Genomic DNA, 19,582 nt, shown 5'->3' on the forward strand with positions numbered 1-19,582 from the left:
CGTTTAGATATGATCAATTGAATTGAGGACACGCCCTAATAATGGGTCATAAGACAGGTCCCATCGTGGCGACAATGTTATTCCAGATTTTATAAGATAACGGCCAGTTTTCAACTTGCTCACGAGTGACCTCTTCAGAATCAGCGATATACTGGTATTGTCGCTCAACGATATCCGCTGTGAGCGTTTTATCGCTAAACACAATGTTGTTTTCATAGTTCAAATCAAAGCTACGCAAGTCTAAATTGGTCGAGCCAATCAGACTGATTTCGCCATCGATGGTCAAGGTTTTTGCGTGTAATAGACCGGGTTTATATTCGTAAATATTGACCCCCGCTTCAAGCAGCTGCCAGTAATAACTGTGGCTGGTAGCAGCCACGACTATTGAGTCGTTATTCTTTGGGAAAATCATGGTTACTTGTACACCGCGATAAGCGGTCGCACACAAAATGCTAACGAGCGAATAATCAGGCACAAAATAAGGCGTTGAGATAATCAGGGTTCGTTTTGCCTGACCAATTAAGACACCTAAAAATTGTGGCGTGGTGCTGCGTCGTTGGGTAGGACCATCAGAAAAAACTTGTGCAGCAAAGCCATTTGGCGGTGATGTTATTGGTACAGGCTTATCAGTTTCTGGTTGTGGGGATTTTTGTCGCTTTGGTTGAGGGTCAATAAAATAAGGAAAGCTGTCAAGCGGCGTATCAGGATTTTCAGTCAGCCAATCACTGGCGAACAACATCTGATTCTGTGCCACCACTGGTCCTTCGACTCGCAGCATAATGTCTACCCACGGCGCAAATTTTGGCTTTACACGAAACTCAGGATCGGCGCAGTTGCGACTGCCACAGTAGCCGATTTTGCCGTCAATAACCGTAATCTTGCGGTGATTTCGCAAGTCAATCTGGCTAAACATGAGTACCTTTAAAAGATTACTAATTGGTAGGGAAACACTGACTTGTACGCCAGCTTCTATCATTTCCTGCCATATCTTTGAGCCGACCATTTTTCGTGAGCCCATACCGTCAACCATTGCTCGGCATATGACGCCGCGCCTTGCCGCTCGTATGAGCGCTTGAGCAGTATCGATTCCCATACCGTCGATTAGCCAAATATAATACAGCACATGAATATGATCGGTCGCTGCATCAAAGTCGGCAATCATACGTTTGCGCGTCTCAGCCGCATCTGCCATCAGCTCTGCGTGATTGCCCACCGTTGTATGATAGCCAGTTGCATTGGCAGAGTAGGCAAAGGCCGCTTGGTATTCAGGTTTGATAGCCTCCGACAAAGCGATGTCATCACCAAGTACTTCGGGACTATGTGCGCTTAATTTATCGATGATCTCTTTACGTTTGCGCGTAAAATCGCGTCCTAGATGCACCTCACCAAACATCCAATAAATTACAACCCCCAGATAAGGCAAAATGAACAATATGACGAGCCAAGCAAGCCGAGCGGGCGAGGTCAGATCATGGCGCGCAAGCACTCGCAAAGAGATCAGTATCAGCAGCATGAAATGAACAGTTAAAAAGATATCCAATAGCATAATGCGCTCCATCATTATTATTTTTATTTGCAGTATTTATCAGTGGTTCTTACTGATTATAACGCACTGTAAAATTACCACCGTTTTGATTGGTAAAAACAGTAATGCGGCAACGCTAGAGCTATGATATTTAGCAGTAAGCTTGTTCAAGCTGGTGAAATATACATCACCATCAATACTCTCCTAACAACCAGCCACTGACAAAGGCAAAATACTCGCGAAACCAAGCGTTATAACGAATGGTTAAAGGCGTCGGACTGGCGACGGTAATCGGTTGTGCATAGCCCTGATGTCGCGCAATGCTGGCTGCGCGAATGCTATGGAAATCACTGGTAACGATGGCGATAGGATCAGTGATAGACAGCCCTTTTGCTTCTAACAACGCTCGGCTATTAGCGAGGTTTTCTTCCGTACTGGTACTTTTGCCTTCTTGTAAAATGCGTTCGAATGGCACGCCATGTGCCTCATGCAAATACGTGGCCATGATATCGGCTTCGCTACGTGTACGCTGAAAACCAACGCCACCACTGGTTATCACCAAAGCATCTGGTTGCGTCTCGATAAGGGGCACAGCGGTGTCCAAGCGCTTGGCGAGCGTCGGTGTCGGCTTACCTGCAACCGTGCCGGAGCCTAATATAATAATCGCTGCCACTGTCGGTGCAGGCTGCTGGCTAAGCGCAATCTGCTGTTGTAATGACCAAATAAATAGAGCGAAGCTCAACAACCAAAGTATAAATACAGCCCATAACCCATACCAAAGGCGGTTGAACCCATAATGTTGGCTGCAAAACCTGCGTATTGCATGCCAAAAAATTCCATGTATGACAAAAACTATGCCGACTAAAAAAGGTACAACCGAGCCGAAGTTGACTTTACCGACGACCATCAATGCAGCGCAATCGATGATAAGTATGATGCCGATAACAGATAAGAGGCCACGAGTAACGGAAATTAAACCTTTAGACATAGGTGAGAGACGCTTTTATTCAAGTGAATGGAATTTCTGATAGTGGCTTATAAAAGTAGGCGGTAATGAGTTATGTTTTAACCAATTTTCAACCTGTTTTTAAACCATTTTTAACCTGTTTTTATAAAATATAGTGATTCTGGACATACTGAATGCACAGTTCATGAAAAGCTTGTGCTGGCGGTGAGATCGTTTTATTTGCCAATTTAAAAATACCAATTTGTCTGTCTAAGGTAGGTTCAAGTAAGTCGAGCCATACCAATTCTGGCTCATTCGACGGAAAGGCGAGCTTGGGTAGGGTGGTTATGCCAAGATCATTGCGTAATAATGAAAATAAGGAAGTAATATTCTCGACCGTGTAACGCGCATTACGGTTGAGTACCTCGGCGGGTGTGTTTTCGAGCAATCGGCAAGTGCCATTATAAATAAAAGGCTGGGTCATCAGTTGTTGCCATTTAAGCCCTATTTTTTGATGGTTTCTTGACGGTTTTACTGGTTGATTTAACGAGTTGCTTTTTAAGCAGACCACGCCAATCGGGTCAGATATGAGCAAGGTGAAATCTATATTTGATTGATCGATACTGGTGCAGTTGCCCAATGCCAAATCGATTTCACCTGCCAATAAACGATTGGCAACACCGACAGAGTTATCATCTATTAGTACAATCTCGACATCAGGATATCTCTTGGAGTACTCAACCAACACGCTAGGCAAGAGTTTTGTCACCAGTGATGGCACGCTTGCAATCCTTATTTTGCCTTTATCGCCAGCGGCTACTCCTTTTAAATCATCCTCTAGCGCTTGATAAATCGTCATAAACTGCTCGATTTTTGGTAAACAAGTCTCGCCAAAAGGCGTGAGTGTTGCTTTATTTCCTCCTTCAAATAAGCGCTGACCTAGTATTTTTTCCAATTCCTTTATCGAGGCAGACAACGCCGCTTGCGAGCGATTGGCGCGATCCGCCGCCGCCCGAAAGCCACGTTCCTCTACCACGCATAAAAAGTGACGTAATTGCTGTAATTTCATACGCTTACTCCTCACCACTATTAATATATAAGATATAGAATATGATAGATTAAATCTATCATATTCTAAATTTAATTAGTTAGATTTATCGTTAATACTTGGGTAGGATAACTCTATAGCAATCGCTGCCCAATCATTGATCAAAGGATATGACGACATGACGACTCATTCAACCAAACAAACCATCAAAACCTCACTTTATGCGTCTAAAGCCCCTTTAGAATGGGCGATCACTAGCAATGGTACGTTGTACACCGCGCAGATTCCTATCGATGAAAATGGTGATGTGGTTGCAGGTGGTATTGAAGGGCAAACCCGCCAAACGTTAGATAATCTCAAGCACACACTAGAAAGTGCCAATGTTGGTATGGATTCGGTACTACAGGTCATGATCTATGTGACCGATCGCGACTATCTAAAAACCGTCAACCAAGTCTATGCTGAATACTTTGAAGCACCCTATCCAAATCGGGCAGCGCTCGTGATAGCAGGACTGGCACGAGAGGAAATGCTGGTTGAGCTGGTCGTATATGCCGCTGTGCCTTAAAACTAATTTTAATATTCCATCTTTTAATACTTTATCAAGGAAGCTCTTATGTCAGTTCACACTACCAAACAGATATTGCAGCAAGACCCAACCAAATCACTTTATATTAACGGTGAATGGCAGTCAGGCGTAAATACCGTAGCCAATATTAACCCATCTGATATCACTGACATTATCGGTGAGTTCGCCCAAGCCAGTGGCGATCAAGTCAAAGACGCTATTGCTGCTGCCCGTCAAGCTCAGCCAAAATGGGAAGCGACTCCTTTAGAAAAAAAGCAGTCTATCCTACAAGCGATTGGCGATGAAATGATTGCTCGCTGTGATGAGCTAGGTACGCTGTTGTCTCTTGAAGAAGGTAAACCTTTCCTAGAGGGTCGCGGCGAGATTTACCGCGCAGGTCAGTTCTTTCATTACTATGCCGCTGAAGTATTGCGTCAAATCGGTGATAACGCTGATTCAGTGCGTCCTGGTGTCAAGGTTGAAGTCACCCGCGAAGCAGTCGGTGTGGTCGCTATTATCTCACCTTGGAACTTTCCAACGGCCACTGCTGTGTGGAAGATCGCGCCAGCGCTAGCGTTTGGTAACACTGTCATTTGGAAGCCAGCGAATTTAACACCAGCCAGCGCAGTGGCATTGGCCGAAATCATCCATCGTCAAGGCATGCCAGAAGGGACGTTTAACCTGCTACTGGGCGGCGGCTCGTCAATCGGTGATGCACTCATCAATTCTACAGATATCGATGCGGTTAGCTTTACGGGTTCTGTACCAACAGGTCGCAAGGTTGCTGCTGCGACGGCACCGAACTTTATTCGTTGTCAGCTTGAGATGGGCAGCAAAAACGCCTTGGTCATCGCTGACGATGCCGATTTGCAAATCGCTATCGATGCGGCGGTTGCTGGTGCATTTGGTGGTTCAGGGCAGAAATGTACGGCTTCTTCGCGCCTCATCGTGATGGATAGTATTCATGATGCCTTCGTCGAAGGTGTGGTCGCAAAAATGAAAACCTTAAAAGTCGGTCATGCGCTTGATGACGGTATCTTTATGGGGCCTGTCGTCGATGATAAACAACTGGCATCAAACATGGACTGGATCGAAAAAGCCAAGCAATCCGGTGCCAATTTAGCCTTTGGTGGTGAGCGTTTAGAGATGCCACATGACGGCTACTATATGTCGCCTACGTTATTTACCGAGACGGACAACAGCTGGGATATCAACCAAGAAGAAGTATTTGCGCCGCTGGCTTGTGTCATGCGTGTCAAGGATTTGGACGAAGCGATTGCCATGACCAATGACACGCGCTTTGGTCTGACGGGCGGCATCATCACCCAAAGCTTGCGTAGCAGTGCGATGTTCAAAGAACAAGTGCAAGCAGGTTGCGTCATGGTCAATCTAGCGACTGCAGGTACGGACTATCATGTACCGTTTGGTGGTCGTAAACAGTCAAGCTTTGGCCCGCGTGAGCAAGGTCAATATGCCAAAGAGTTCTATACCATCGTCAAGACCGCTTATCAAAAAGCGTACTAGAACTATCTTAATAAGACTGCTCGCCGCTATCGAAGCGACACGGTGTGAAAAAGCACTTAATCGCCAACGATAGTGGCTACTGATAAAAGTATTAAAGGGAATTGATATGTACCAAGACCATATCGTCATTGACGGATTACAGTATAGCCATTGGGATCGTGACTACTTTAAGATGCTACAAGCCAGTGGTATCAATGCGGTACATGCCACCTTGGTCTATCACGAAGATGCCCGTCAGACCATGACCCGCTTTAGCGAGTGGCACACACGCTTTGAGCAAAATAGCGATCTTATCTTGCCAGTGTACTCAGTTGCTGATATCAAAACGGCAAAAGAGCAGGGTAAAGTTGGCATCTTCTTTGGCGCGCAAAACTGCTCACCAATCGATGATGAAATTGGCCTAATCAGCGTCATGCGCCGCTTGGGTCTATTGATTATGCAACTGACTTATAACAACCAGAGCTTACTGGCAACTGGTTGTTATGAGCAGAATGACAGCGGCATCACACGTTTTGGTCAGCAGGCCATCGCTGAGATGAACCGTGTCGGTATGATTATCGATATGTCACACAGCGCTGAGCGTTCAACGCTTGAAGCGATTGAGCACTCTAGTCGCCCGATATGTATCAGCCATGCCAACCCAACCACAGCACACGATGCCCTGCGTAATAAATCGGATACGGTTATTAGTGCATTAACCAAAGCGGGCGGGTTGTTAGGTTTTAGCTTATACCCGTTTCATTTGCCAAATGGTAGTGATTGCACATTAGATAATTTCTGTACGATGATTGCCAATTGTGCTGAAAAATATGGCGTAGAGCATTTATCCATTGGTAGTGACTTGTGTCTCAATCAACCGCAAGCCGTGCTTGAGTGGATGCGTAATGGCCGCTGGTCAAAAGCGATGGATTATGGTGAAGGCAATGCCAATAATTCAGGTTGGCCAGATACTTTGCCATGGTTCGCTGGTAAGGACGGTATGGAAAACATTTATAACGGCTTGCTCAAACATGGTTTTAATGAGATTGACGCTGGAAAAGTTATCGGTCAAAACTGGTTTGATTTTCTTGAGAGTGGTTTAAAGCCTTTAGCTTAAAGGCTCATTCCTAAAGGATAATTCTAGCAAGTCATCGCTAAAAATCGTTATAAGACGACAGATGTTTTATAGCGCACAGCCATTTGAAATAGACAGTTTTGAAGTAAGTAGCTTTAAAATAAATAGCTTTAAAATAATATGGTGAGGTTATCTGGTTATAGCCTCATTGTTATACGTCTGATCTAAATAACGAAACGTTAGCATATGGAGCCACATCATGGCCGATTTAAAGGGACTTAACCAAGGTGAGCAAGGACGCTCAAACGCTGCCAATAGCACAGCGGATAAGGTCAGCGCTGTACCAGCTGCTGCCGATATTGATGCGTTGGGGCTAAAAAACCCTGCCTTTTGGTATAGTGGCGGGTTTATTACGATTTTTGTGCTCATGGCTATTTTTGCAGAAGCACAGTTAGCAACGATTGTGGATGTTGGTTTTAAATGGTCGGCCAATATCTTTGGCCCTTTTTGGCAAATTCTGCTTCTCGCTACTTTCGTCATCGCTTTAGCGGTTGGTGCAGGTCGCACGGGTCGTGTGATTTTGGGCAACTTACCAAAGCCTGAAATGGACAATTTCAAGTGGATGGCCATCCTGTTTTGTACATTGTTGGCTGGCGGTGGGGTTTTTTGGGCGGCGGCAGAACCTATTGCTCATTTCGTGTCAGCGCCTCCTTTATACGGTGAGTCACCAGACTTGCAACAACGAGCATTTAACGCCTTATCACAATCTTTTATGCATTGGGGATTTTTGGCGTGGTCGATTGTCGGTAGTTTGACCGCGATTGTGGTCATGCATTTGCATTATAACAAAGGTTTGCCGCTGAAACCTCGCACACTTCTTTATCCTATGTTTGGTGAGCGCGTACTTACTGGTCAAACGGGCGCGATTATCGATGCTTGCTGTATCGTCGCCGTGGCTGCGGGTACGATTGGCCCTATTGGTTTTTTGGGTCTACAGACCAGCTATGCACTGAATGAATTGTTTGGTATTCCTGATACTTTTGCCACCCAGCTTATCATTATCATATTCGCGATTGTGCTTTATACCTTATCAGCGATCAGTGGTCTTGCTCGAGGCATGCAATTGCTCAGCCGCTTCAATGTCATATTGGCAGTTGCGCTGATGGTCTTTATTTTGATATTTGGACCGACCAATTTTATCGTCAATGGTTATATTCAAGGTGTCGGCACGATGGTCGATAACTTTATTCCGATGGCCACTTTTCGCGGTGATGAAGGCTGGCTTGGCGGTTGGACGGTGTTCTTTTGGGGTTGGTTCTTGGGTTATGGCCCGATGATGGCGATATTTATTGCTCGTATCTCACGAGGTCGTACGATTCGTCAATTGATTACCACGGTTTGTATCATTGCGCCACTCGTTACTTGCTTTTGGTTCACCGTCGTTGGTGGTTCGGGTCTGGCGTTTGAGATTGCCAATCCGGGCAGTGTCAGTAGCGCGTTTGAAGGCTTTAACTTACCTGGTGCACTATTAGCAGTCACCCAGCAATTACCCTTTCCTTTAATTACCTCGATATTATTTCTAATTTTAACCACTGTTTTTATCGTCACGACAGGTGATTCGATGACCTATACCATCAGTGTGGTCATCAGTGGCGAGCGTGAGCCAAATGCCATGATTCGTACCTTTTGGGGCATCATGATGGGGGTAACAGCGATTGTTTTAATCTCGCTTGGTTCAGGTGGCGTGACAGCGTTGCAGTCTTTTATCGTGATTACCGCTGTGCCTGTCTCCTTTATCCTGCTGCCATCGCTATGGAACGGGCCACAAATTGCCCAGCAAATGGCGCGAGAGCAAGACTTGTATCGACCTAATCAGGTAGAGGTAAGACATAAAATTAGCGAAGAAAAACTCGCTAAGGAAAAGCTTACTCAAAAAACTGATTGACCACCAAACGGTCAAGGTCAAAACAACGATCCTCAAAACGGCTGAATACTTATTTACCAATAGATATCATCATTGAGATTATTAACAAAGCTGCTGGCTCAATATATTAGGTAAGGTAGTGAAATTATGAATATGATTCATGCAAATAATGAAAGTATTAACGTCAAGCCGCCTCAACTTAGTACTGAATTTCGTACTCGTGACGTGATTATGAATGCAGAAAGGTTGGGCGCGATGCACCAAACTCGCATTAGCTTTGTGCGCACGTTACTGCGTAAGATTGATAGAGAGCAATGGACGCTCAGTACCCATTTGTGGGATTTGGATGAGCAAGGCTATGGCACGGTTATTTATCGCCTCAATACTCCAGAGCATCTGTATCATCTGGTGGTGTTTTGTAATGAGCTGGCTGATGAAGAGCGTAATGATAGGGTGATTGCCCAAAAATGGGATGTGACCTTTGGTCTGGTCTTTGGTGAAATAAGTGAGGAATTACTGGGTAACCTACAAGCCAACGTACCGCTGCAAGAAGCAGGTCGCAACTCTAATATGGTGATGGTGCTGGCACGAGCAAATAAAAGCGTACGGGTCTTTGATCATATCGTTAGCTCACTCGCCGTTGGTCAGCAACCAGATTTAGATATACTTGCGCAAGTGGGTTATATATTGCGCACTACTGCCGTCTATGGCAATGGTAAGTTTGGTATTTATGACTTTAAACCGTTAGATCACAGTGCAGATTTTGATCAATCCTTTCGAGCGCAGATGTGTGCCGTGTATTTGCTGCGTGAGTTTAGCTTAGATTGGGTCGATTATTTGGCAAAGCAAAAAGGTGGTAGCAACGCCGCTGCGCTGCATCCAGAGATTAAGCGTTACTTGGGAGTTGGTAACGCCACCGGTCTAGGCATGGCACCGTATCTAATCAACCATCCCTGTGTCGTCGATCAATGGCTGACTACCCGTGAAGAAGCGTTGCAAGCGACACTGGTTTGCCAAATTGAGCCTAATGAAACGGCGCATTTTGCCAGTTTAATCAAACGCGCTATTCAGCATTTTAGTGAAATTGTCACTATCAATGAGCAGCAAATTAAACTCAATGAAGCGGTCGTTGCGGAATTAGCCGTACTACAAAATAATTTGATGGCAACCATTAATCAATACAGTACATGGGCGGAGTTCTTACAAGCTCACCATCATCTAAGCCTTGAGAGCCAAGAAGTGATTATCTCTTGCTTGATGGAGCTTTATCCTGAGCGTGTCGATGCGTTTCAAGAAAAAATAAATGCCGATGAAACGCTGTCGCTACCGAAAGGCAAGGTGATCCAAGATTTAATCGATGTATTAGAGCTACATTATCAGTGGGCGATTAATATTGATTTTAGCCAGCCCGATAATAGCCATTGGTTTTGGTATCGTTCGGTGGATAAAGAGGAGCCAAGGATGGGCGTGCGCGGGCAAGAACCGGGTGCTGATCGTGAGCTTGCATTAGACATCGCACGGCAAGCAAATAAGCTGTATCTCGCGTTGAAACCCACCGATCCAAAGCAGCTCATTTCAGAGTTCATCTTGAATCAGCCAAAATATCGCTCGATTGCGCGCCGCGTTTGGACAATGGGACATAAGCCACTGGGCGATATTCAGATGAATGTCTTGCATAAAACCGCATTACCCATGCACCTGTTACGGTGTAAATTATCGATGTTTGGTGCCACCAAGTTCGATCCCAGATCAGATCGCTGGGTGCGGATCACCTTGTTTCAAGGTGCGCCTTTGTTTGCAGAAGTGCATAGTGATGAGTGGCTGTTTCCTTTATTACCCAATTTATCGAAAGAGCAGGGAGGTTTGACTCATGATCGTATCGCATAATGAAATCGTGACGATAGTACACAAAGCCTTTACTGGGATGCACCGAGAAGTAGGCGAAGCGGATGTGATTGCTACTATGGTTGCTGAGTTACAGATGGCGGGCTTGGACGGTATCAGACACTTTAACAATGCCAGTCCGTATATCTTAACTGAGCACGATACGCCAATCGATATCGTCCATCAACAAGACGGCGCTATTCGTTTAGATCTGCATGGTAGCAGCTTGGCTTGTCACTTGCCGACTATCATTGACTATGCTCTGGAAAAAATGGGTGATTTGGCGCATTTTCATATTTATTTACAGAACTGTCATAACCGCTGGTTGGCTTATAGCGAGCTGGTGGGGCTGGCTGCCAAAGGCTTCGCTTGTCTGGCTAAATGGGACAATGGTTCTGTGCCCAAGCATACATTATTTACGTTAAATCAAGGTTTTGTGTATCCTGATTTATACTTTTTTGACCAAGCACAAGCCAATTATAATACCAATGACATGGTCATTGAAATTGCGACCCAAAATTTTGATATTGAACAGGACATACAGCATTTCAATCATAAAATATCGACAGATGAGCTATTTGAAACCCATCAGCGCGCATGGAAAGAAGGTATCTATGTCGACGATGAACAGTGGGTGATACTCAAAAAAACGGCTGCGGCGATGTTGGTAGAAAATAGCGAAACATCAAGTAAAGGTGCGGGAGGGGCGTAAGCGAGAGGAATGTAATAAATAAAAGGTTACAAAATGACATAGGCAAATAGATTAAGCCAAAAAGAGGTTTGTAATTAAAAATTTCAGAAAGTATTTTGGATTAAAAGGTATTTCGGAGTTGTTTGAACAGATGGGAAAAGCTAGAGGCTTTGATTAAGCAGAATAAGATTGGCGGTGAAGGAGGAAGTCTAACTATATTTTCAAGTGATTGATATAAATGTATTTAATATACTGTAGCTAAGTATTAGACCATCAAATAGACCAACAGGTTTGTAGTATTGGATGTAAGGTAAATAATGGGATTTATCTCATGATTAATCGTAACTAAATATTTCTAAAGCATTATTTAGTTTCAAACATATACTATCACTAAAAAGCGTTTTTTGGTTATTAAGGTTTCCTTCCCATTCACTAAAGATCTTTTAAAAAGAAATTTCGCCAAATATATCGTCGTAACTGTCATAAGTTTGACGCTTAATTTCATTACCTTGCTTATCAATAATGACCTGCGTGATTTGGTCACCTTCTAAGTACATAGTGGCCAGACCATTGATAAAATAACCGTCGCTGACATCTGTGTATAAAGATAAGTCGCCCACATCGGGAGAGGCTGCATTATATTTTGGCTCAATGACTACTCGACCTGCGTGGTCAATAAATCCCCATTTCAACTTATCGTTATCTCCGACACCTACCGCCGCCAGACCTTCAGAAAAATCCAATGCGGCATCCCATGTAGAGGCAATAACTGGCTGACCTTTAGTGTTTATATATCCTACTTTTTGGTCATCTGTCAGACTAAAATTTGCTAGACCTTCCTTAAAGTTGCCAAGCTGTTGGTATCGAAAATCAATGACGGTATCGCCATTACTGTCAATGGCACCAAATTTTTCATTTCTTAACACCGTTACCAGTCCATTTGAGAAATCTCCAACATAGCGATAGACATAAGGAATGACGAGCTTGCCTTGCTTGTCCATAAAGCCCCATTTGTCATCTTTATAAACCGCAACTCGACCTTCACTAAAATTATGCATCTCAGGTACGAAGTCAAAAAAGATAGGATAAATAACAGGTATGGCAACCTTACCTTGAATATCGACATAACCAATCGTGTCATAACCGTGCGTCACGTAAGCCATGCCGTCATGGAACTCACCGCAATGATCATAGATAGCAGGGGTAATAACATTCCCAGCGCTGTTCTTAAATCCACAAGTGTCGTCATGACCTTCTATTGAGCTATGATATTCAACGGGCAAGTCGGGACTGACACCACGCGTGCTATCACTCGAAGATGAGGGCATAACGCTTGTTCCCCATGAATCCGTCGCTACGTCGGCTGCTGTACAGCCGATTAAGAAAGCTAGTAATGTACATAATCCTAGAGCTTTCATATGAGTCCTTTTCAATAGGTCTTCTTATGAAAAGTTGATAGTCGCCAACTGCACTTGTATCGGCGGTGGGACCGTAATTTTCATATCCACGATAGCACCACTGCGCGTAACCTGATAGCACTCATCCGCAGCAACGTCCTCTGGTGATGAGGGCTCCGTAAGAGTGGTGTGCAGGCACAACCAAGCAGTATTGTCAGTGGCTTGCTTAAGCGACCAGGTTTGAATGGCTGTCTGTGTTAGGTCATTATCATATTCTGTTGGCATCACACTTTTCGCAAATTCACCCGAGTCACCGATAGCGGCTGTTGTAGGTAAGGCACTGAACGTTATGTCAATGTCTAGCGCTTCTTGATCAGGTGAGCCATGACTGGTCAGCGGATCTAAGCTGTAGTAGCGTGTGAGTGTTGCAGAAGTTAGAGGCTTGCTGTTGAGGGTCATTACGTTATCGTTCACCACAGTGAACGCTGTCTTATTATCGACCTTAACTTGGCCTTTTCGAGTTTGGGTGGTCGTTATTTTTGAGATCATACCTTCATTAGACAGTGCTATTATTTTAACGAAATTGCCAGTAATTAACTGAGATAATGGCGCAGAGATAGGATATTGCACGCTATCATTGAGTGGTTTTGTATGACCTTGTATAGTCGTGCCAGCAAGCAAAACAACCGCACAGCATAGTCTTAAGATTCTCATATATTCATCCTTATTTATACCTATCACAGACTGTTATAAATTATTCTCTTAACACCGTCTTCTAATGGGCTTGAATCTACTACTTTAGTACTTAATAAATCACCTTTAGCGTTGATGTTATAGCATTCAGACATAGTGCCATTGGCGTCATTCAATAGCAGATTTTCTGAAGCGTTTATACAAAACCAAGCGGTATCATTAGTAGCGCGTTTCAGCGACCAACTCTGAGTATATTTGCTGATTAACTTATCTTGACTGCTGTCGCTATAGACACTCTCAGTGATAAACTCGCTTGAGTCGCCTATAGTTGCCATTTTGGGCATATCAGAGGTTTGATTAGCTACCGAGTACTCCCCTAGATTGTTGGTAAAGCCATAGAACTTTACAGGGTTTAGGGTATAGTAATTGATTGATATTAGCTGCTGATCGATGATGCCATCTGATTTTATGGTATAAGCAGTTTCGGCACCTTGTGCCTGCTGGTTGTTGAATGTCATTTTCCCTTTGGGAACGACTTTTATCTCAAGCACTGTGTTTTGATTGTCATTGGCTTGTATCAGGGTATCAGTACGCGCTTTGGTATAGATATTGAGTAGGGCGGTCTCTACAGGATATTGCGTGACTATTTGGTTTGATTTATTTGGGGTTATCACATCGTTATTCATAGTAGTACAAGCACTTAGGCCTAGAGCTACCACTGCTATTAATGCTAATACTTTCATAAATTAACTCGCTAATAAGTTATAGGTTTTTATAATATTTATTTAGCTATGACGTATTTTTTTAATGCAAATACATTGTAGCTTGGTTAGTAGTAGAACCTTTTATCTTCATAATCTACTTATTACTTCTATAGTTTTAACACCAACTTCTGTTTTATAAGTTTCTATTATTTTACTATCTAAAATATCGCCATGTTCGTCAATTTCAAAACATTGAATTTTCTTTTTCTTAAAAGCTAAATTACCGTGTGCCAGTTCTTCCATACAAAACCATGCTGTATTCTGACTGGCTTTTGATAACGACCACTTTTCTGTATAAGATCTTATTTGGTTACTTTTGCTACTATCTGAATACACTATTGCAGCTACAGACTTACCAGAGCTACCTACATTCGCTACTCTAGGTAGGATAGCGCTTTGCGTAGCTACGCTATATTCTCCTGAGCTACTCGTATAGCCTTTAAATAGGAAAGGATTGAGAGTAAAGTAACTCATTCTGATATTTCTAGTTATCACTTCGTTATCTATGCTAGTACTAGAGATTGATTGTACGCTTTGAACCTGTTGATTTTCAAAATTAGACGCTGCTTTGGGTATTATTTTATAGTCAAATTCTAAAGATTTTTTATCAGAAAGTAGGCTGTATAGCGAGTCGCTATATTCTTTGGTAAAAATGTTTATCACAGCCGTCTCAACGGGGAACTGAGTTACATCTGAGTCGGGATTATTGATGGTCGAGCTACTTTTTATACCCGTTGTACAAGCGCTTAGAGCTAGGCTAGCTAGTAGACAGAATGCAATTGTTTTCATATGGTTTATTTCTATTATTGGGTTAATTCTAGATATTGCTTACAGCTGTAGCGATTGCCATTTTGACAGGCTTTACCGTACCATTTGATTGCTTCATCATCACTCTGAGCGACACCATCACCATTGAGGTATAACGACGCAAGCATTGCTTGAATTGAGTGGTCGTCCTTACCGCTCTCTACTATCTTGTTCAACCACTTAAAAGCTTGCGTATAATCCTGTTCAATATCGTTACCATGGTAATACATCCATGCCAAACCTGTTTGTGCCAAGACATTTCTTTGATTTGCTGCTTTTGTATACCATTTTAGGGCTTCTTCATGATTTTTTTGTACGCCTTCACCTCTAGAGTACATTCTTCCCAGTTCCAGTTGAGCAGTATCATGACCTTGTTCAGCAGCTTTTTGATACCAGTATACCGACTGGTGATAATTCCTTTCAGTACCATAGCCATCATAGTACATAAAGCCTAGTGCATAGTAAGAGCGAACAGCATATTCACTATTTTGACTCTCTGTATTCGCCAGTTGTTTAAACAGTTCAAGCGCTTTTTTCTGGCTTTCGTCATCGCCATAATGATTTTGATAGTCATACGCCAGATGGAACAAAGCAGGGGCATAACCTTGTGCTGCTGCTTTTGTAAGCCAATATTTTGATTTTTTTAGATCTTTAGGCACTTCATTACCGTAAGCGTATATTAGCCCTAAGCCAAACTGTGCTTCGGCCACATCCTCTTTAATCGATTTTTGATACCATTCAAAAGCTTTGGCATGATCTAGCGGGACATGTATACCATCATGATAAATACCGCCAACCTTCGCTTGGGCAACAGTATTACCTTGGTTAGCTGCTTTTAAATACCAACTTAAAGCTTTTTTAGCATTTTTATCTACGTCTTTACCTTCATAATAGAAGTCGATAGGTTCATTATTAAAAATACGATAGTCTGGTTTTACGAGCGTCTGATAGTGCTTAGCAAGCTCAAGCTGAGACTGAACATCGCCTGATTCAGCTAATGCTTTAATAGACTCAAAATTTGCCGCTAATACTGACCAGCTGATACTCAGTGCTAGTATTGCTATTGCCATTTTTTGGATAAAATGTCGTATTAAAACCATGCTTTGCCTCAAAGTAAAAATAAACAAATGTTACACGAATTTGAAATAATCTCATAGTTAAATACCCATCAGTTTAAGATATCCATATCAGACCCTGCTATCATTACCGCACTATAAAAATTCATAACTTTCCAAAGTATTTAGGAACTATAAATGCCAACCAGCGCACCTAATAGTATTAGCCAAATAAACCAAGACGATATCAACAAAGCCGTATGGAACGCTTGTGACACCTTCCGTGGCGTTATCAGCGCTGATACCTATAAAGACTTTATCTTAACCATGCTGTTTTTAAAGTATTTGTCCGACGTCTATCGCGATGAGTACAACAAACTGGTTGAGCAGTTTGGCGACAATCCAGAGCTGATTCACGCCATGATGTCCAAGCAGCGTTTTGTGTTGCCTGAAGGCGCAAGCTTTTGGGATTTATACGAGCAGCGTCATCAGCCGGGTAACGGTCAACGTATTGACGAAGCGCTCCATGCGATTGAAGAAGCTAACGGCACCAAGCTCAAAAACGTCTTCCAAGACATCAGCTTTAACACCGATAAATTGGGTCAAGAAAAGCAAAAGAACGAGCTACTCCGCCATTTATTAGAAGACTTTGGCAAAGACATCCTAAACCTAAGCGTTGAGCGTGTTGGTAGCTTAGACGTGATTGGCAATGCTTACGAGTTCTTAATAAAGCACTTTGCTGCCAGTAGTGGGGCGACGGCTGGTGAATTTTATACGCCACCAGAAGTATCGAACTTACTAGCGACTATCCTTGAGCCTGTCGAGGGTGACGAGATATGTGATCCTGCCTGTGGTTCAGGGTCGCTATTGATTAAATGCGGGGCGATGGTACGCAAAAACTCAAATTCCAAGAAGTATGCGCTATACGGTCAAGAAGCCATTGGCTCGACATGGGCACTGGCCAAGATGAATATGTTCCTACACGGTGAGGACAACCACCGTATCGAGTGGGGCGATACTATCCGTAATCCGCTGCTACTCGACAAAGACGGCAAGCACTTATTACAGTTCGATGTGGTGACCGCCAACCCGCCGTTTTCACTGGATAAATGGGGGCATGAAGATGCCAGCAGCGATCCCTATGGTCGCTTCCATCGCGGTGTACCGCCCAAGACTAAGGGCGACTATGCCTTTATCAGTCATATGATCGAAACGCTTAAACCTGCTACTGGTCGCATGGGCGTGGTGGTGCCACATGGCGTGCTGTTCCGCGCGTCAAGTGAAGGTAAAATCCGTCAGCAGCTCATTGAAGAAAATCTGCTCGATACGGTGATTGGCTTACCCGAAAAGCTGTTCTTTGGCACGGGTATTCCAGCGGCTATTTTGCTGTTTAAAAAGAATAAAACGGATGACACGGTACTGTTTATTGATGCCAGTAATGAGTTCAAATCAGGTAAAAACCAAAACCAGCTCATCGATAGCAATATTGCTAAAGTCATTGAGACGTATAAGGCGCGGGAAAGCGTTGATAAATATGCGTATCTAGCGAGCTTTGATGAAATCAAGGAAAATGACTTTAATCTAAACATTCCACGCTATGTCGATACCTTTGAGGAAGAGGCGGAGATTGATCTGGATACGGTGCGTTCTGAGCGTCTTGAGTTAAAAGCTGAATTGGAGAGTTTAGAGACTGAGATGGCAGGGTTTTTAAAGGAGTTGGGTTATGGTGCCTAATGAGATTTCTAAGCTTGAGCTTATACAAGCTAGAATTGGCTTTATACCTAAAGGATGGCAACTCGATAAAGTTGGGGAAGCCTTAAATATAAAGAATAATTTCCGCAAGCCCATAAGCCAAGAAGTACGCTCACTTATTCCTGGTCCTTACCCATACTACGGACCGACTAAAATCCAAGATTATATTGCTGATTATGAACAAGATGGTACATATGCGTTGATTGGTGAGGATGGTGATCATTTCCTTAAATATGAAACAATGCGTCAAACACAGTTTATTAGTGGAAAATGTACCGTTAATAACCATGCACATATTATTGAAAGTTCAGATACATGCGATTCCGAATGGTTTTATATATATTTTCAACACCGTAACATTACTAACTTTCTATCAAGACAAGGTGCTGGACGCTTTAAATTAAATAAAGCTACTTTAGAAAAGTTACCTATGTTAGTTCCACCACTTCCAGAACAACAAAAAATCGCCAAAATTTTATCCACTTGGGATAAAGCGATTAGTACCACTGAGCGTTTGATTGAAAATAGTACCCAGCAGAAAAAAGCATTGATGCAGCAGTTGCTGACGGGTAAAAAGCGTTTGCTTGATGAGTCGGGTGAACGGTTCAAGGGTGAGTGGGAAGAGGTTAAGCTTGGTAAGATTTCTGATGTTAGGGATGGAACTCATGACAGCCCTGAGTTCATAGATGTAGGCTATCCTCTAATTACCTCTAAGAACTTACTATCTTCAGGCAGATTAGACTTATCAAATGTTAAATTCATTTCAGAAGAGGATTATCTTCAAATCAATAAACGCTCAGGCGTAAATGACGGAGATATCTTATTTGGAATGATAGGAACAATTGGTAATCCAGTTAAAGTGAAATCATCTAATTATGCAATAAAAAATGTGGCTTTGATAAAAGAAACAGGAGGTTTGTTAAATGGCTTCTTGATTTATTACTTATCGAGTCATGACATAGATAAGCAAATCCATAGGTTAAATGCTGGCGGCACACAAAAATTTGTTGCTTTAGGTGTTTTACGTAATTTAGTGATCAGGCTTCCAACTCAACAAGAACAACAACAAATCGCCACTGTATTAACCAATGCCGATAAAGAAATTGATTTGCTTGAGCAGCAATTGGCTGATTTACAGCAAGAGAAAAAGGCGCTGATGCAGGTGTTGTTGATGGGTAAGAAGCGGGTGGTGGTTGATGAGTGAAATGACTGTATCTAAGGCAATTGGCAGGGTGGGGTTTTGGCTTTGCTAACCTTGTCAATAGCCTATTGAATGAACCTTTATAGAGAGTGCCCAAACGCTATGACTTTCTTACGTTGCCTATTTCTAAGCTCGCTGCTTATCGTACCTGCTGTCTATGCATCAGCCACTGAGTATAGTGAGGATGCCGATGACTATCAGGATAAAACCGCAACTCACGTTTATCCCTACTATCAGTTGCCGCTCACTGAAAAGGATTTCCGTCAGTATGACGACTCCATCGATCTTGACCAACTGCCTATCACCGATCCCAAACTTCTAGAGCAGCTTGCCACACTTCAGCAAGGGGCCTCGGATAGTGGTTTTTTTCAACTACAGGCAGGCGGAGGCTATCAAGCATTTGTATCGTTTGGCTTATACGAAGATGAAGGCGAAGCGTACATCACCGAAGACAATCCTGACGGCGCCTATGTCGATCAGGAGAATGTATTGGTCTTGCTCAAAAACCAAAAATTGTTAATCGTCACGTTGGACAAGGGTTTTAGGATTGATAAGAATTTTAACGTGACTTATGACTAGCTAATAATTTACGAGCTTGTAAGGAAATGGAGTTGCTTGAACAGCAATTGTTGATAGATAAGAAGTGTGTGATCATTGATACGGAGGTTTAATTTAGTCGATAAAGTCTAATCAGTTATATAGCCAATCCCACTTAAAATTGTTATAAACTAATTATCAAACCTAATTGC

General features: G+C 43.0%; 17 protein-coding genes. 9 read left to right on the plus strand and 8 right to left on the minus strand.

Features of this window, described 5'->3' with window-relative positions:
* Nucleotides 1-46: 46 nt before the first annotated feature.
* From cls to I3252_RS10210, 3 genes are all read right to left on the minus strand, one after another.
* Entirely contained in the window at nucleotides 47-1,546 is a 1,500-nt protein-coding gene (gene cls, locus I3252_RS10200) for a cardiolipin synthase (protein WP_238035111.1), read from the minus strand.
* A gap of 172 nt (nucleotides 1,547-1,718) precedes the next feature.
* The gene (locus I3252_RS10205; protein WP_238035112.1) at nucleotides 1,719-2,513 is read right to left on the minus strand and encodes a YdcF family protein; all 795 of its coding nucleotides are present in this window, start codon (nucleotides 2,511-2,513) and stop codon (nucleotides 1,719-1,721) included.
* Nucleotides 2,514-2,634: 121 nt separating this feature from the next.
* The gene (locus I3252_RS10210) at nucleotides 2,635-3,540 is read right to left on the minus strand and encodes a LysR family transcriptional regulator (protein ID WP_238035113.1); all 906 of its coding nucleotides are present in this window, start codon (nucleotides 3,538-3,540) and stop codon (nucleotides 2,635-2,637) included.
* Between the two features lie 157 nt (nucleotides 3,541-3,697).
* Between I3252_RS10210 and I3252_RS10215 the strand changes: the two genes are divergently transcribed.
* The 6 genes from I3252_RS10215 to I3252_RS10240 all read left to right on the plus strand — a co-directional run bounded on the left by I3252_RS10215 (nucleotide 3,698) and on the right by I3252_RS10240 (nucleotide 11,185).
* Nucleotides 3,698-4,087, plus strand: coding sequence for a RidA family protein (locus tag I3252_RS10215; protein ID WP_238035114.1), 390 nt, complete (start codon nucleotides 3,698-3,700; stop codon nucleotides 4,085-4,087).
* Between the two features lie 48 nt (nucleotides 4,088-4,135).
* The gene (locus I3252_RS10220; RefSeq protein ID WP_238035115.1) at nucleotides 4,136-5,611 is read left to right on the plus strand and encodes an aldehyde dehydrogenase family protein; all 1,476 of its coding nucleotides are present in this window, start codon (nucleotides 4,136-4,138) and stop codon (nucleotides 5,609-5,611) included.
* Between the two features lie 106 nt (nucleotides 5,612-5,717).
* Nucleotides 5,718-6,707, plus strand: a complete 990-nt coding sequence (locus I3252_RS10225) for a membrane dipeptidase (RefSeq protein WP_201599736.1) — start codon at nucleotides 5,718-5,720, stop codon at nucleotides 6,705-6,707.
* Between the two features lie 217 nt (nucleotides 6,708-6,924).
* The gene (locus I3252_RS10230) at nucleotides 6,925-8,610 is read left to right on the plus strand and encodes a BCCT family transporter (RefSeq protein ID WP_238035116.1); all 1,686 of its coding nucleotides are present in this window, start codon (nucleotides 6,925-6,927) and stop codon (nucleotides 8,608-8,610) included.
* A gap of 126 nt (nucleotides 8,611-8,736) precedes the next feature.
* Nucleotides 8,737-10,476: a hypothetical protein gene (locus I3252_RS10235; protein ID WP_238035117.1), complete on the plus strand. Its 1,740-nt coding sequence runs from the start codon at nucleotides 8,737-8,739 to the stop codon at nucleotides 10,474-10,476.
* The gene (locus tag I3252_RS10240; protein ID WP_238035118.1) at nucleotides 10,460-11,185 is read left to right on the plus strand and encodes a DUF3726 domain-containing protein; all 726 of its coding nucleotides are present in this window, start codon (nucleotides 10,460-10,462) and stop codon (nucleotides 11,183-11,185) included. The genes I3252_RS10235 and I3252_RS10240 overlap by 17 nt, the downstream gene beginning before the upstream one ends.
* 422 nt (nucleotides 11,186-11,607) lie before the next feature.
* Here the strand turns inward: I3252_RS10240 and I3252_RS10245 are convergent, their stop codons facing one another.
* The 5 genes from I3252_RS10245 to I3252_RS10265 all read right to left on the minus strand — a co-directional run bounded on the left by I3252_RS10245 (nucleotide 11,608) and on the right by I3252_RS10265 (nucleotide 15,925).
* Entirely contained in the window at nucleotides 11,608-12,582 is a 975-nt protein-coding gene (locus tag I3252_RS10245; protein ID WP_101211353.1) for a WG repeat-containing protein, read from the minus strand.
* A 24-nt stretch (nucleotides 12,583-12,606) separates the two neighbouring features.
* A complete protein-coding gene (locus tag I3252_RS10250) occupies nucleotides 12,607-13,275 on the minus strand; it encodes a hypothetical protein (protein ID WP_101211352.1) in 669 nt (222 codons plus the stop codon).
* Between the two features lie 23 nt (nucleotides 13,276-13,298).
* On the minus strand, nucleotides 13,299-13,997 hold the full coding sequence (locus tag I3252_RS10255; protein ID WP_101211351.1) for a hypothetical protein: 699 nt from the start codon (nucleotides 13,995-13,997) through the stop codon (nucleotides 13,299-13,301).
* 108 nt (nucleotides 13,998-14,105) lie between these two features.
* Entirely contained in the window at nucleotides 14,106-14,807 is a 702-nt protein-coding gene (locus tag I3252_RS10260) for a hypothetical protein (protein ID WP_101211350.1), read from the minus strand.
* Between the two features lie 14 nt (nucleotides 14,808-14,821).
* The gene (locus tag I3252_RS10265) at nucleotides 14,822-15,925 is read right to left on the minus strand and encodes an SEL1-like repeat protein (RefSeq protein WP_238035119.1); all 1,104 of its coding nucleotides are present in this window, start codon (nucleotides 15,923-15,925) and stop codon (nucleotides 14,822-14,824) included.
* Nucleotides 15,926-16,078: 153 nt separating this feature from the next.
* Between I3252_RS10265 and I3252_RS10270 the strand changes: the two genes are divergently transcribed.
* From I3252_RS10270 to I3252_RS10280, 3 genes are all read left to right on the plus strand, one after another.
* Nucleotides 16,079-17,614, plus strand: a complete 1,536-nt coding sequence (locus I3252_RS10270) for a type I restriction-modification system subunit M (protein WP_238035120.1) — start codon at nucleotides 16,079-16,081, stop codon at nucleotides 17,612-17,614.
* The gene (locus I3252_RS10275) at nucleotides 17,604-18,836 is read left to right on the plus strand and encodes a restriction endonuclease subunit S (protein WP_238035121.1); all 1,233 of its coding nucleotides are present in this window, start codon (nucleotides 17,604-17,606) and stop codon (nucleotides 18,834-18,836) included. Before I3252_RS10270 ends, I3252_RS10275 begins: the two co-directional genes overlap by 11 nt.
* A 99-nt stretch (nucleotides 18,837-18,935) precedes the next feature.
* The gene (locus I3252_RS10280; RefSeq protein ID WP_238035122.1) at nucleotides 18,936-19,412 is read left to right on the plus strand and encodes a hypothetical protein; all 477 of its coding nucleotides are present in this window, start codon (nucleotides 18,936-18,938) and stop codon (nucleotides 19,410-19,412) included.
* Nucleotides 19,413-19,582: the final 170 nt, after the last annotated feature.

The sequence above is a fragment of the Psychrobacter sp. Ps4 genome (genome assembly GCF_022129285.1).
Classification (GTDB): domain Bacteria; phylum Pseudomonadota; class Gammaproteobacteria; order Pseudomonadales; family Moraxellaceae; genus Psychrobacter; species Psychrobacter immobilis_A.